Here is a 13,368-nt window from a genome sequence, read left to right as displayed (position 1 = left end):
TGCATGTACGGCAAATGTACGAGAATATACCAATGCGAAAACAGCTTGCCCCCTGCAAAACTTGATATCCATAGAGCTGGGAAAGGCATTTTTCTTTAGCTCTTTCTTCAGCGTTCTCTTTTGGAAAGTTAAAGGACATAAGAACTAGGAGTAAAGTTTCATTGGTTATCCGAATTTTTAACTAAAATTTAACCTTAGACCTATAAATTGAAAAGTGTTAACTAAATAATTGGAATCACCTGATTTTAAAGACCTACTTTGTTTTATCGTGGTCAGCTTTAAACAAATACCTGTAGTGGAGTTGATAAGTTCAGTGAAAGCGAGAAGAGAACTAATTTGCGCATTAATAGCAATGATTTGCGTCAGCGGAGGAGGGTCGAATATGGGGTATTGGTTTATGCAATTCACACCGGGATTTCACGCTATGGACAAAAGCGGCGCTGCAGATCCTTGGAAACTTGTGTGGTACGAACAGTTTCGCGGATCTGAAGTGGATCCGGATCGATGGAATGTACTGGATGACAGCCGAGGCGATGGCCAAAGAAGCCAGCATTACAAACCCGAAAATATTGAAATAGATGAGGGCGTTTTAAAAATCCATACAAAAGAAGAAGCATCTGAAGGATTTCCTTATACTTCTGGAGCCTTGACCACGAAAGGGAAGGTGCTCTTTAAATACGGAAAACTTGAAGTGCGGGCAAAATTGCCGGCGGGACAAGGGTTGTTGCCAGCCATTTGGCTTTGGAACAACCAAGGCAAGGAGTTTCCAGAAATCGATATTGTAGAGATGCTTGGGCAAGAACCTGGGCAATTGTGGAACACGATTCATTATGAAGTGAACGGCACCTATGGGCGAGATTTTACGATGACCAATCTGCCTGATTTAACGACAGACTATCATACATACGGCATCGAATGGGAACCTGAAAAAATCACATTTTTGGTAGATGGTGCACCGGTCTTCACCAGCACGGAATATGTTCCGCAGGAAGATATGTATTTGTTTATTAACACGGCGGTGGGTGGGAACTGGGTGGAAGAACCCGACAGTACGACGGAACTGCCTGCCCAAATGCTCATTGATTGGATTCGATATTACCAAAAATAAGAGAGAATGAGGAGTTGAGGTCTATGGAAGCCGTTTATACAGCAGGGTTGGGATTATGGGCAATCTTTTTCTTAATCCAATTTTTGTATTTGGTACTGGCTTTAAAACTATCGAAAAAAGATGTAGTTGTCCGTAAAGACCTGGCGGAGAAAAAGATGACCATTTTGGTGCCTGCTTATAATGAAGAAAAGGTATTGCAAAGCTGCTTCACTGGATACGAGAACTTGGATTATCAAAATTTTGAGTTGATCATCATCAACGATGGCTCTAGCGACGGCTCGATGGAGTTGTTGCAGAAGCTGCTGGATTTAACAGAAGTGGACTTAAAACCAAAAAACTTATTGAATTACCATCCGGTCGTCAGCATTTTTCGGTCTTCCGTTTATCCGAATGTTACCGTGCTGGACAAAATAAACGGCGGAAAAGCAGACGCCTTAAATGCCGGAGCTGACTACGCTTCAGGAGATGTCATCATCACATTGGATGCGGACAGCATCTTGCAAAAAAACGCGCTGACCCATATTAACGAAGCGATGGAAGATCCGAACGTCATTGCTGGAGGCGGAATGGTCCATGTCGGGCAAATGTACCAAGAGTCAAAACCGTCGTTTAAAGGAAAAGGATTAATCCGCTACCAATTGTCCGATTATATGCTGGCGTTTTATGTTAAGCGGTTTATCCAATCGAGATTTGGGGTGGTGTCCGTGGTATCGGGAGCTTTTGGGGCATTCCGAGCATTTGCGCTTTATGAAGCGGGAGGATACAAAAAAACAATTGGGGAAGACATGGAGATTACCCTCAATATGCAGAAACTCATTAATACGGTTTACACAAAAGGCAAGCTCGTATTTATTCCAAAAGCGGAATGCTACACGGAAGTGCCGGACACGTTTGGAAACTTGAAAAAGCAACGAATCAGATGGCAAAAAGGCTTTTTGGATTCACTGAAAATTTACCGGAAAGGAAGAAAGAAGAATTTGGGGGTAAAGCTCGTCTTTTTTATCTTCATTGATTCGCTGCTGCCTGGAGCAGTTGGAGTGTTCACGACCATTTTATTGGCATGGTCCTTTTTCACAGGCAAGCTAATGTGGTTGACGCTTCTTCTGTTGGCGATGACAGCAGTGCTGCAGATTATTCAGCGAGTAAGTGCCTATGTGGTTTCCAAAAAATACGGGCACAGTTACAGCAAAATCGACTATTTGAAAATCTGCTTATTCTCAGCCGTGGAACTGGTGACGTACAGAGTATTGGACGCGTATTTCTTTTTGTACGGATCCATTGCGTTTGTTTTTCAAAAAAACCACCAATGGAACAAGATGGAAAGAAGCGGAGTGGTCTCTATCTACTCCAATGAGATGCTGAACGATAAGCCTCTTTTATTGGCTGCGGCTATGCCGGTACAAGTCGGTTTAATGGAAGCTGCTGCTGACATAAAACCAAGCGAACATTTGGAGAACAGTACAGAATTCTTACGGGAGATGGTCTCTGAAACAGCAGAACAAGTATTGGAACCGTTAAAGGAAGGGATGAAAAATTTAGTGCCGTTACCCAAACAAGATAGTTAGGGAGAGTAAAGGAGATTAAAGTGAAAAGTTATAGAAGAGCACAAATTCGCTGACGCCATTAAAAACGCCGCCTTCAATTCGAATGAAGGCGGCGTTTTGCTATGGAATTTTAATACATCTTAATCGCAACCCGCTTGGTCAACGAATGAATGAAAGCCAACAACACGGCAATCAACACGAGTGAACCGATGATTCCGATGAAGGGAGTAGCTTCCATCGAAATCTTCGGCAGCCATGGAATAAAGGAAGTCAAGCCGGTGTCGCCCCAGAAATAGTCATTGAAGCTGAACGCGATAATTGCTAAGGCGATAAAGGCAAAGCCGATAAGCCAGCCAAATCGGTAATAGCCGATGCTGATCATCCAGCCGACCAAATAAAACGTGAAGACGTTCAGCATGTAGACGATGGTTTCCCAAAACCAGTCAGCACTAGAACCTGGCGACATGAAATTCAGCTCCAATGGCGTGAAGGAAACGAGCAAATACTCGATGCCGTTTAAGAAGAGCGGAATCAACGTAAGGGCAATCGCTAGCCCTAATGCCGCTAAAGCAATGCCGCGGTAGACGTCTTTTCGGCTAATCCCTTGTTGGACAAAATACGTCATGAACCCATAAGCTGCGAGTATTCCGCATACCAACATGAAAATCGATGTTGAGTAGCGGGAGAATTCGAAAAACCCGGCAACTTCAGTTTCGTTGCCTAAGTTGAAATACATTACAACGGCATGGATGACGATGAGAACAGCGAAAAACCATGCGCTCCATTTGGCTTGTTCCCAAAAGATGTCTAAAGCTGCTTTCTTATAGAGGATGGATTTTTTCATCTTATACAGCCTCCCCGGTTAAGTGGATGAACAAGTCCTGCAGCGGGACTGGCCCGATTTCAAGTCCTTGTTTGTGTGCTGTTAAAAGCTGCTGCTCATCAAGTTCGCCGTAGACCATGACCGATTTAACGCCGCCCAGTTTTTGTTCGTTCAAGATGTTCATGCCAGCTGTAAATTGTTCGACTGCTTCTGCAGTTCCGGTAATGGAAGCACCGCGCGCCGTCAAGACGTCCGCATCTTCATGGAGCAGAAGGCGCCCTTTGTCGATGATGGCTACCCGGTCGAATAGATAATCCATCTCGGAAACCAAATGCGTCGACAAGATGATGGTTCGCGGGTGTTCTGCTTGATCACTCAAAAGCTCTTCGTAAAAAACTTGGCGGTTCGGTGCGTCCATGCCAATATACGCTTCATCAAAAATGGTGATCGGCGCACGGCTGGCAAGTCCTAAAATGACCGAGGCTGCCGACTGCATCCCTTTGGAAAATTTGTAAACCGGTTTGTCGATAGGGAGGTTAAAGCGCTTGCTCAAATGCTCAGCGTATTTCTCGTCAAAATTCGGACGGTATCTGGCGGCGAACTCAATCAAAGAAGAAAAAGGGTCGTATTCGTCTGTATAGTTTTTTTCATAGACGAAAGCGACTTGCTGCATGCGTTCGGGATTTTCAAAAACCGGGTCGCCGCCGATTTCCACTTGGCCTTCACTTGCTTCGCGAAAAGCCGCAATTAAAGACAAAAGGGAAGTCTTGCCCGCGCCGTTGCGGCCGATTAAGCCGTGAATCTTGCCGCCTTCCATTGTTAACGAAATATCTTTTAACGCATCAAATTTGCCGAATCGCAGCGAAATATTTTTCAATTGGATATCAAGTGTCATGGCGAGTCACTTCCTTTTGTCGTTTTGATCAGTTCGATGATTTCCGCTTCCGTGATTCCGAGCTTTTTTGCTTCCTGGACGAGTCCGACTATAAAATTGTCGACAAATGATTTTTTTCGCTGCTGCACAAGCGTCTTTTTTGCTCCTTCTGCTACAAACATGCCAATCCCTCGCTTTTTAAATAAGATGCCTTCATCTACCAGTTGGTTGATTCCTTTCGAAACGGTTGCATGGTTGATCTTGTAAAAGCTGACGAGCTGGTTGGTCGATGGCGCTTGGTCGCCTTCTTTCAATTGGTCGTTGACGATCTGGTCTTCAATCAATTCACGCACTTGCACAAAGATGGGTTTATTGGCGTCCAATGGCTTGCTCAAACTGATGCACCTCCTTTATGTTGTTATTGGTATTATGGTTATATACTTATGTGTATAACCATAATACCGTTTGCTGTTTTTGTCAATGCTTATATTGTAGTTTTCTGTTTTTTCAATACATAATATTGGAGGTTTGCCTGCATCTTATTTAGTGTATAAAGAAGAGAAGCTGTTTCAATACATAGCATTTAAAAAAGGAGTGGGAAACACATGAGCATGCAGCATATTGCGGAGAATGATTTGGTGAGAGATGAGTATGGAAACTACTATAAAGTGGTAGGTCTTCATAAGGATGAAGAAGTTTTAAAAGCCCTGGAAGTATCGAACTTGTATTTTGAAACGTCATTTCAGCATTCGGCCGAAAGCATCGGCGATAAGACAAAGCCGGTAGGCGTCTTCTTGCAGGAACAGTTGAACGCGTATATTGAGGAAGTACAGCAAAACGAACGGCCGATCTACGGCATCCGCGACTTGATGGTCAACCGGATTAAAGTGTACGCAGTCGATATCACCCAGCCGCATCCAATGCGCGACCAAACCGTATGACAAAGAAATCCCCTTCGGCGAAAATTAGCCGAAGGGGATTTTTTAATTTAGCTCAACGGTTACGGAAGGCAAGTCGATTTTTTCGCCTTCTACTTTTTCGTCCTGCATATTCTCATAATATTGAACTAGCGGTGTAATGGTTACCGCAGTAGCTTCGGGATCGAGCGCTTCAAACGTGAATTGCATATGCGATTCGCTGCCTGTTCCGAACTGGGCAATGTGGGCATTTCCAATGTTATCGGTAATCTGCCATTCGGTGATGTAATGGTCTTCGTCGATGTTTTCTTTGTCCAGACTTAACACCGTAGAGAGCTTTGTCAGCAACAATTCGTTGACGGTGTAGCTGCCATCGCCAACATTCACACGATGGTCCACTTGAACAGACTTGCTGTCGATGGCATTTAGTTTGAAGCTGAATGCCCAGTCGCCTTCAAGTTTATGGCCGGTTTCAAAGTCTTCAAACACTTGCGGCTCCCATGAAACGTTTAAGGTTTTTGGCGGGCGCTTGCCGAAATCCGGTGCCATTGTGATCAATCCGGCATACGTAGTGTCATTGGCTTTATTCATCGAAATGCTTGAACCTGAACCTCCAGCGCCTTCTGCTTCAAGCTGGCCGCTAGCCACCGGCAAATTGCCGAGATCTATATCGGTTTTCAAAGCAAAGCTGATCGTTACAGAAGTGCCATCGTAAACCGCTTCTTCAATGGTAATCGTGGAATCGCTGGCCGTCTCCGTTAATCCAAGGGGTTGTGCGACTTCGCTGAAATGGTTGAACAGCAGTTCATCGTCTTCAAAATACGAAACAATGTTTTGAAGAATCGGTATTTGCGATGCCAAGGAAGGAAAGGCGACGGCCGTTGCACCAGATGCGGCGATGAGAATACTGGCGGCAGCTGCCAGTTTTTTCAGCCAAGGCGCTTTTCGTTTTTTGCCGAGCAAGCGCTTTTTCATCACTTTTTTCTCAAAGCTGGAAACGTCGGCTTCTGGAATTTCTTCAACATCCGCCATTAGAAACTTATTCAAGTCGCTCATACAAACCGCTCCTTTCGTTCAATCAAATGGACAAGCTTGCGTTTGCCGCGGTAGAGACGGTTCTCGACGGCAGACACCGTAATGGCGAGAGCTTCCGAAATTTCACTGTTCGACAAGTCCAAATAATATTTCATTAAAAACAATTCACGGTCAGCTTCGGGCAGTTTATGAAGTCGGAAAAGCATTTCTTCCCGCACTTCGTTTTGCAAAACGGCGTCTTCGGTGTCGTCTATCTGGCCGTCGTTTCGGACTTCGTCTGTCACGGCTTCCCGCTCTTGCTGCTTCATCAGCCGGCGGTAGCTGTCGATTGCCTTGTATTTCGCCACCATGCCGGCCCATTTTCGGAAATCATCCGGTTCGCCTTCAAATTGATGGGCTTTTTGCCAAATGGTCAAAAACACGTCATTCAAGCATTCTTCCGCTGCTTGTTGACCGCAACTCTTAACCAAAATATGCTGGCAAATTCCTTTTAAAAAAGGCATATATGTATCGATTAAATAATCGAGCGCTTGCTCGTCTTTTTGCTTTAGCCGCGCAATAAAATCAATCACCGGAATCCCTCCCTTGCTTCTTGTTTTATACAACGAAGCGGCTGAATAAAACCTCGCGCTTTTTATAAAAAAAGTGAAATTTATGATATCTTTAGATTATCAGAATTTACTTTAGGGAATAGGGAGGATTAGAAATTGAGTGTAACGATTGTGGAACCGGCTCAAGATCATGCACAAGCCATTGCCGTGATTTGTTCGACTGGCTGGCGGCAAACCGTAGCAGGAAAGTTCAGCGAAGAATACCAATTGAAGAATACCGCTTTTTGGTATAACGAAGAGCGGGTGAAAAATGATATTGAACAAGGGGTGTATTCGTTTGTCGCTTTGGTCGATTCCAAAGTGGTCGGCGTGATCGGCGGTGGAATGACAGCCCCGGCAGTCGGAGAAGTCTATGTTTTTTACTTGGATCCAGCTTACCGGTACCAAGGAATCGGGCGGCGGCTGTTAGATGCGCTGACCGAACAGCAAAAAGCGCAAGGGGCTGTGGAGCAATGGGTTTCGGTGCAAGAAGGCAATAAACTCGGGCTCCCGTTTTACGAAGCGAGGGGCTTTGTGTACCGAACGAAAAAAGAGGAAACCACCGATACCGGAGAGCTGCAGATTTCGTTAAGGTATTCGCGTTCCATTTAAAAACCTGCCGCTGCGCTCTGTATGAGCGCAGCGGCAGGTTATTTTTTAATTCAATTGATCGCCAAGTTTTTCCTTGCTCATCATAAACGCCACAACCAATGCAAGTACAGCTGGGATTATGGCCCATAAAAACGTATTGGCAATGGAAGACGAAAGAGCTTCTGTTAAGCGGGACGTAATTTCAGCCGGAATATTCGCACGTGCTTCCGTTGATAATAAAGCACGGGAGTCTCCTGAAAAATTAGAAGCGGCAGCGCCGAAGCTATCAGTCAAATTGCGGCTAAACGCATGGCTTTGGATGATCCCAAAAACCGTGATGCCGATCGTCATGCCGAAGGTCCGCAAAAAGCTGATGGTTGAAGTGGCCGAGCCCCGTTTTCGCACCGAGAATGGATGGATTGCGGCTGATGGCAATACGGAAAACGAAGCCCCGATGCCAAGGCCAGCGATAATCATAAAGATAACGACTAAGAACCGTGACGTATCAATGGATAACGTCGCAAGCAAGATCATGCCGACTGTTAATAGCGCAAGCGTTGGAATGAGGAACGCCCGGTAAGCGAATTTAGCCATTAAGGCACCACCGATAGAAGCGGTTACAACTGAACCGACCATCATTGGCAGCAGCACAAGCCCGGAGTTTGTCGCATTCCCGCCTTGTACGCCTTGGATATAGAACGGAATGTAAACAGATGCAGTGATAAAAGCCGCACCGCTGAAGATGGAAATGAGGCTGCTTGTTGCAAACAACCGTTCTTTGAACATGCTGAAATCAATAACCGGTTCTTCCGCTCGGCGTTCTGCAACAATAAAGAGAAGGGCCAAAACCGCAAAACCAGCGAACAAGCTGAAGCTTTGGACAGAAATCCAGGCAAACTCCTTGCCGCCAAGTTCAACCGCAAACATTAAACTGACAACCGCACCGACCAAGGTGAAAGCGCCCAGCCAGTCGATTTTTTGCTTGGCGTGTTCGATGGATTCTTTGTAGAAAAACGCGACCATTGCAAATGCGATCAATCCAAGTGGAATATTGATGTAGAAGACCCAAGTCCAGTTGATATATTCCGTAATATAAGCGCCAAGCAGTGGTCCGAAAACACTGGAAATCCCAAATACGGCTCCAAACATGCCGCTCATTTTGCCGCGCTGTTCAAGCGGCACAACATCAAACATAATGGTAAATGCAATTGGCATCAACGCGCCGCCGCCGATTCCTTGAATAGCGCGGTAAATGATCAGTTCATTGATCGAATCTGCAGTACCGCAAAGAATCGAACCGATCATAAAGACGATCAACCCAAAAATGAAAAACCGTTTGCGCCCGTACATATCGGATAGTTTTCCGAAAATCGGCATTCCCGCCATTTGAGCAACGAGGTAAGCGGAAGTCACCCATACGAATTTGTCGACCCCGCCTAATTCACCAACAATCGATGGCAAAGCAGTCGTGACAATCGTATTGTCCATCGCTGCCACAAGAATTGCCAGCAGCAATCCACCAATGACAACCTTGATGTTGCTTTTTCCTTTGTTATTCATAATTTTCCCCATCCATTTCTCTCGATTTAACTTTTGAACTGTTCATATCATAATCCTCTGGAAAAAGAATTTCCAATTTAGAGCGCCTAATTTTACCGGAAATTGAATGGTTTATTTCTTTTTTAGTTTGCCGTCTAAGTTTGTCGAAGTTAGCGGTTCTTTTAGATTACTTGATTGATTTATGAGAAATATGAGAGTGCGAAATCAATTAGTGAATGAGAACTAAATATTGATGATAAAAAGAGGAATTGTGATTCACATAATTTCCTTAATTTGTTATAATTTTCACACTAGCATCCGAAAGTCGTGTATTGGTGAAACAGTTGGATGTTGAAAATGAAATGAAAATAAAAACGGGGAGCATACGAATGCCAAAATTAGCCGAAAATCTTAAAGTACTTCGATTAAAAAATCAATTATCGATGCAATTTGTTGCAGAGCATTTAAAGATTACACGAGCGGTTTATGCAAAATACGAAGCTGGAAGCGGAGAACCGAACCTGAAGTTGATGGTCAAAATGGCAGATTTGTATAACGTATCGTTGGATGAATTAGCTGGCAGACAGTTTACGCCGAATGGCAAAGTGATTGACCAGCTCATTATGAAAAAAGAAATGACCAAAGAAATTAACGGCATGGTAAAACAAATGGCCAATGAATTTATTCAAAGCAAAGAAGCGGATATTGTGAAACGGTTAAAACACAAGTTTAATTTGAACTGAAAAGAACATCCTCTCTAAAAGAAAGAAAAGGTGGAATGTAGAAAATGGAGATCAATTACCGAATGACCGAAGAGGCGTTGGTTCACTTTAATGTGTTTCATGCCAAAAATTCGAAAACCGTGAAAAAATCATTGAAGCTGCAGCAATATTTAACTCCTGTATTTTATTTGCTGATTGCGTTCTTTTTATCAGTTATTTGGGATACGCCATTCCTGTATTTGGCGATTCCTTTTTTAGCAATGGGCATTCTCTGGGCGTTTTTTTATCCGGCTTATTTTTACTGGCGAATCAAAAAAACGGCTCGGAAAATGGTGCGAGAAGGAAAAAACGAAGGGCTCATCGGTGAATACTCCATGGCTTTTACTGAGGACGGCCTCCAAGAAAACAGCCCAAAAGGGACCACAAGCACGTCTTGGTCCGGCATTGAACAGTTCGGGGAAGACGAAGTGAACTTCTACCTCTACAACAGCACCATGTCTGCTTTTATTGTGCCGAAGAATGAGTTGCAGGATGTGGACCAAGTGCGCGTTTTGCTGCGGCGCAGGATAGAAAGATAAAACTAAAAGCTCTCTGGCAGGTTGGAATGCCGGAGAGCTTTTGATGAACAGTTGGTTAATTTTCAAAATAGCTTATGGCTGGGCTGTAATAAACAGGACGCAATCCATTTTTTTGCAGGATTGCTGCATCTGTTAATTCATTTAATATTTTCCTTGCGGTAGAATCAGAGAACGCTAAAATTTCACTTAACTCTTTTGCGGTCATTCCTTTTTCGTTTGAGAAAAAATGATTTTGAGCCAAAATAAAAACCATCGATTTATAGTGATCGTCTTTGTCTTTAAAATAATCTTCGGTTTGTATTTTTCGTATGGCAGCCTCAAGAAGCGCCTGCTTTTCTTTTATTTCGCTTAATACGTCAATTTGACCTTTAATAATCAAGCCTAAAAATGTTTCGATAAAAAAGTTGAGTTCCCCTCTGGACTTGATGCTGTTGGTTATTTCAAAAGCATCCAGGTAATCGTTTATATAGTTATTTGAAGCTCTCGACAACGAAATAGCGGTTAAATAAAAGAGGAACTCCGACAAGTACACACTGCTGATGAATCGGGAAGTTCGGCCATTGCCATCGTAAAAAGGGTGAATATAGCCAAAATAATAATGGCCGATTGCCACTTTTATCAGTTTCGGCACTTGATGATTGCCTTTGTCCATAAATGCCAATAACTTTTCTAAGTGAGTAATAATATTGTCTTCATCGATCAGCCCTCTATGAATAATTTTTCCGGTGCCGCTTTTCTTGAGAATATGCGTCACTTCTTTTCGGAACAATTTGCCGTCTAATTGCTCTTTTACTGCCACTTCTTCACTGGCGATATAGTCATAAATATTCCGTATATCTCCGGGAGTTGCAGGTGCCTCGATATCCTTGTTCACCAATTTGGCATAGGATTTGATCATGCTAGTAAATCTTTTGTTAGTTTTCTTGTGTGAAAAGGCGTCGCGCGTACTTTCTACTAGTTCTGCTTTCGAACTGCGGATGCCTTCTAAATCATTCGTATTGTAAAGTTCTTCAGCTACTGATTCGATGATAAATTGTTCTTTAGCCACATCAGGCAAATTTTCAAAGATGTTTTCAAGTTCTTTATCATATTCATAAATTTGCTCAATAGTTGAAATCATTTCAGCAGTAGGAACATAATACAAAGAAAAAGTTTCGCTTTGGTCGATTGGTTTAATTGTTAAGTCGAAAACCTTTGTGGAATCAAAGCTTTTTCTCTTAGCGTATTCTTTATTGAAGTCCGCATTGCTAAGCTGGTGAAAAATTTTATTCAAAGGCTTCATACTTTCCATCTCCTAGAGAACTAATTTAAGTAATTTTCGCATATAAATATCTAAAAGTATATAAAAACGAAAAAAGCGACGTTTTTTTCGTATTGAAAAATAAATTTTTTCGATAAAGTCTGTTTTTGCTATTTTTACAGCTAAAACTACTGAATTGCTTGATAGGTGTCTAAATCATCAAGACGATGTAGTTTATATAGTGAAGAATTTTACGGAAGGCAGGAATTGCAATAGAGGTAAAAGAAGGATGAACTTGCCGCAAGAGAGATGAGGAATTCAAATGGCTGAAATCAGAAAAGCAAAACACGAAGACTCGAAGGCTATTTTAGCAGTAATGAAAGATGCGGAACAATCTGGCTATATGCTCGTTAATCCAGGGGAACGAAATGTTGCACCGGAACAGTTTGGCGGTTTCATTGAAACGATTAATCAGAAAGAAAAATCCGGCTTGTTTGTCGCTTGTGAGAATGACCGTATTTTGGGCTATTTGATGGTGCAAAACGAAGAATTGCAACGAGTCGCGCACCGGGCTTATTTGGTAATTGGTGTTCATAGCGAAAGCCGAGGAAAAGGCATCGGCCGTGCCTTGTTTACATATGTACTGCACTGGGCAAAAAATAAGGGCCTTCACCGGTTGGATTTGACTGTCATTGCCTATAATCATGATGCAGTGGAACTTTATAAAAAAATGGGCTTTGAAGTTGAAGGCGTTAAAAGAGATTCTTTGTTGGTAGATGGCCGATATGTGGATGAATTGTATATGTCAAAACTGCTGTAATGTTTACCGGCTATCGACTTTTGCTATACGGTAAAAATCGGATGGCGGGTTCCCATTCCCCCTACAATAATAAGTGAAAGGAGGTCAGCGCATGGATATGCTGAAAGACATGAACGAAGCGCTGCGTTATATCGAAGCGCATTTGGATGAAGCGATCGATTTTAGTGAAGTGGCCGCTATTGCGGGCGTTTCGAAGTTTCATTTTCGAAAAATGTTTTCCTATTTATCAGGAATGAGTTTGAGCGCTTATATCCGCAACCGGCGGCTGTCGCAGGCAGCAATCGATTTGCAAGAAGGCACGGAGCGGGTGCTTGATGTCGCGGTGAAATACGGCTACGATTCGGCGGACGGTTTTGCCCGCGCGTTTCGCGACTGGGCAGGCGTCAATCCGTCGGAAGTGAAAAGCAGTTCGTCTTTTAAAATGTTTCCGCGCCTGACTTTCCAAATGACGATTCAAGGAGGAATGGATATGGAATACCAAATCGCAGAAAAAGACGCATTTAAATTGGTGGGAATCAAAAAACGCATCCCTATCGTGTTTGAAGGGCAAAATCCAGAAATCATGAAAATGGCGCAGTCCATCACAGCGGAGCAGCGGGAAAAGCTGCAGAAGTGGCGCAATACCGATGTGAAAACGGTGGTCAACGCCTCCTTCAATTTTGACGAGGGGCGCTATGAGGAACAAGGAGAGCTTGATCAGTTGCTCGGATCCATCACGACGCTTGACAACGATTTTGAAGGCTTTGATGTTGTAGAAGTGCCGGCGGGAAGCTGGGCGATTTTCAAAACAGAAGGCCCATTTCCGCAAACGCTGCAGGACGCATGGGGGAAAATCTTTTCCGAATGGCTGCCGTCGTCCCATTACGAATTGATTGACGGACCAGAAATTTCGTTCAATGGCGATATGTCGGAACTGCAGAACGTATCTAGCGAAATTTGGATTCCAGTGAAAAAGCTGGAGAAATAAACGAATAGGAAAAGCCGCAT

15 protein-coding genes are annotated in these 13,368 nt (G+C 43.5%); 8 read left to right on the top strand and 7 right to left on the bottom strand.

Going from position 1 to position 13,368, the window contains the following annotated elements; translation table 11 throughout:
• Nucleotides 1-382 precede the first annotated feature (382 nt).
• Both ACRRQV_RS14280 and ACRRQV_RS14275 read left to right on the top strand, forming a co-directional pair.
• Nucleotides 383-1,108 carry a glycoside hydrolase family 16 protein gene (locus ACRRQV_RS14280; protein WP_432532021.1) on the top strand — a complete coding sequence of 242 codons (726 nt, stop codon included), beginning with the start codon at nt 383-385 and terminating at the stop codon, nt 1,106-1,108.
• A 23-nt stretch (nt 1,109-1,131) separates the two neighbouring features.
• The gene (locus ACRRQV_RS14275; RefSeq protein ID WP_432532019.1) at nt 1,132-2,673 is read left to right on the top strand and encodes a glycosyltransferase; all 1,542 of its coding nucleotides are present in this window, start codon (nt 1,132-1,134) and stop codon (nt 2,671-2,673) included.
• Between the two features lie 109 nt (nt 2,674-2,782).
• Here ACRRQV_RS14275 and ACRRQV_RS14270 read toward each other — a convergent pair whose 3' ends face one another.
• The 3 genes from ACRRQV_RS14270 to ACRRQV_RS14260 are packed head-to-tail and all read right to left on the bottom strand — an operon-like array spanning nt 2,783 to nt 4,744.
• The gene (locus ACRRQV_RS14270) at nt 2,783-3,496 is read right to left on the bottom strand and encodes a hypothetical protein (RefSeq protein WP_432532017.1); all 714 of its coding nucleotides are present in this window, start codon (nt 3,494-3,496) and stop codon (nt 2,783-2,785) included.
• A gap of 1 nt (nt 3,497) precedes the next feature.
• Nucleotides 3,498-4,370, bottom strand: a complete 873-nt coding sequence (locus ACRRQV_RS14265) for an ATP-binding cassette domain-containing protein (RefSeq protein ID WP_432532015.1) — start codon at nt 4,368-4,370, stop codon at nt 3,498-3,500.
• Complete coding sequence (locus ACRRQV_RS14260; protein ID WP_432532014.1) at nt 4,367-4,744, bottom strand: GntR family transcriptional regulator; 378 nt, start codon at nt 4,742-4,744, stop codon at nt 4,367-4,369. Before ACRRQV_RS14260 ends, ACRRQV_RS14265 begins: the two co-directional genes overlap by 4 nt.
• Nucleotides 4,745-4,954: 210 nt before the next feature.
• Here ACRRQV_RS14260 and ACRRQV_RS14255 point away from each other — a divergent pair, with 210 nt between their 5' ends.
• A complete protein-coding gene (locus ACRRQV_RS14255) occupies nt 4,955-5,290 on the top strand; it encodes a hypothetical protein (protein WP_432532012.1) in 336 nt (111 codons plus the stop codon).
• A 42-nt stretch (nt 5,291-5,332) separates the two neighbouring features.
• Here the strand turns inward: ACRRQV_RS14255 and ACRRQV_RS14250 are convergent, their stop codons facing one another.
• Entirely contained in the window at nt 5,333-6,322 is a 990-nt protein-coding gene (locus ACRRQV_RS14250; protein WP_432532010.1) for a DUF4179 domain-containing protein, read from the bottom strand.
• Nucleotides 6,319-6,873 (bottom strand): sigma-70 family RNA polymerase sigma factor, encoded by a 555-nt coding sequence (locus ACRRQV_RS14245; RefSeq protein ID WP_432532008.1) that lies wholly within the window; start codon nt 6,871-6,873, stop codon nt 6,319-6,321. The genes ACRRQV_RS14250 and ACRRQV_RS14245 overlap by 4 nt, the downstream gene beginning before the upstream one ends.
• Before the next feature lie 135 nt (nt 6,874-7,008).
• Between ACRRQV_RS14245 and ACRRQV_RS14240 the strand changes: the two genes are divergently transcribed.
• On the top strand, nt 7,009-7,503 hold the full coding sequence (locus tag ACRRQV_RS14240) for a GNAT family N-acetyltransferase (protein WP_432532006.1): 495 nt from the start codon (nt 7,009-7,011) through the stop codon (nt 7,501-7,503).
• A gap of 45 nt (nt 7,504-7,548) precedes the next feature.
• Here the strand turns inward: ACRRQV_RS14240 and ACRRQV_RS14235 are convergent, their stop codons facing one another.
• Nucleotides 7,549-9,042, bottom strand: coding sequence for an MDR family MFS transporter (locus ACRRQV_RS14235; protein ID WP_432532004.1), 1,494 nt, complete (start codon nt 9,040-9,042; stop codon nt 7,549-7,551).
• A gap of 368 nt (nt 9,043-9,410) precedes the next feature.
• Here ACRRQV_RS14235 and ACRRQV_RS14230 point away from each other — a divergent pair, with 368 nt between their 5' ends.
• Both ACRRQV_RS14230 and ACRRQV_RS14225 read left to right on the top strand, forming a co-directional pair.
• Complete coding sequence (locus ACRRQV_RS14230; protein WP_432532002.1) at nt 9,411-9,764, top strand: helix-turn-helix domain-containing protein; 354 nt, start codon at nt 9,411-9,413, stop codon at nt 9,762-9,764.
• A 44-nt stretch (nt 9,765-9,808) separates the two neighbouring features.
• A complete protein-coding gene (locus tag ACRRQV_RS14225; RefSeq protein ID WP_432532000.1) occupies nt 9,809-10,321 on the top strand; it encodes a YcxB family protein in 513 nt (170 codons plus the stop codon).
• A 55-nt stretch (nt 10,322-10,376) separates the two neighbouring features.
• Here the strand turns inward: ACRRQV_RS14225 and ACRRQV_RS14220 are convergent, their stop codons facing one another.
• On the bottom strand, nt 10,377-11,603 hold the full coding sequence (locus ACRRQV_RS14220) for a Fic family protein (RefSeq protein ID WP_432531998.1): 1,227 nt from the start codon (nt 11,601-11,603) through the stop codon (nt 10,377-10,379).
• Nucleotides 11,604-11,883: 280 nt separating this feature from the next.
• On the opposite strand from ACRRQV_RS14220, the gene ACRRQV_RS14215 reads away from it, so the two are divergent.
• Together ACRRQV_RS14215 and ACRRQV_RS14210 are read left to right on the top strand one after the other, a co-directional pair.
• Nucleotides 11,884-12,381 carry a GNAT family N-acetyltransferase gene (locus ACRRQV_RS14215; RefSeq protein ID WP_432531996.1) on the top strand — a complete coding sequence of 166 codons (498 nt, stop codon included), beginning with the start codon at nt 11,884-11,886 and terminating at the stop codon, nt 12,379-12,381.
• A 91-nt stretch (nt 12,382-12,472) separates the two neighbouring features.
• Entirely contained in the window at nt 12,473-13,348 is an 876-nt protein-coding gene (locus ACRRQV_RS14210; RefSeq protein WP_432531994.1) for an AraC family transcriptional regulator, read from the top strand.
• Nucleotides 13,349-13,368 lie beyond the last annotated feature (20 nt).

The sequence above is a fragment of the Planococcus sp. YIM B11945 genome (assembly GCF_050864155.1).
GTDB lineage: Bacteria > Bacillota > Bacilli > Bacillales_A > Planococcaceae > Planococcus.
Note: the sequence above shows the minus strand (reverse complement) of the source record. Positions and strands in the feature narration are given on the sequence as shown.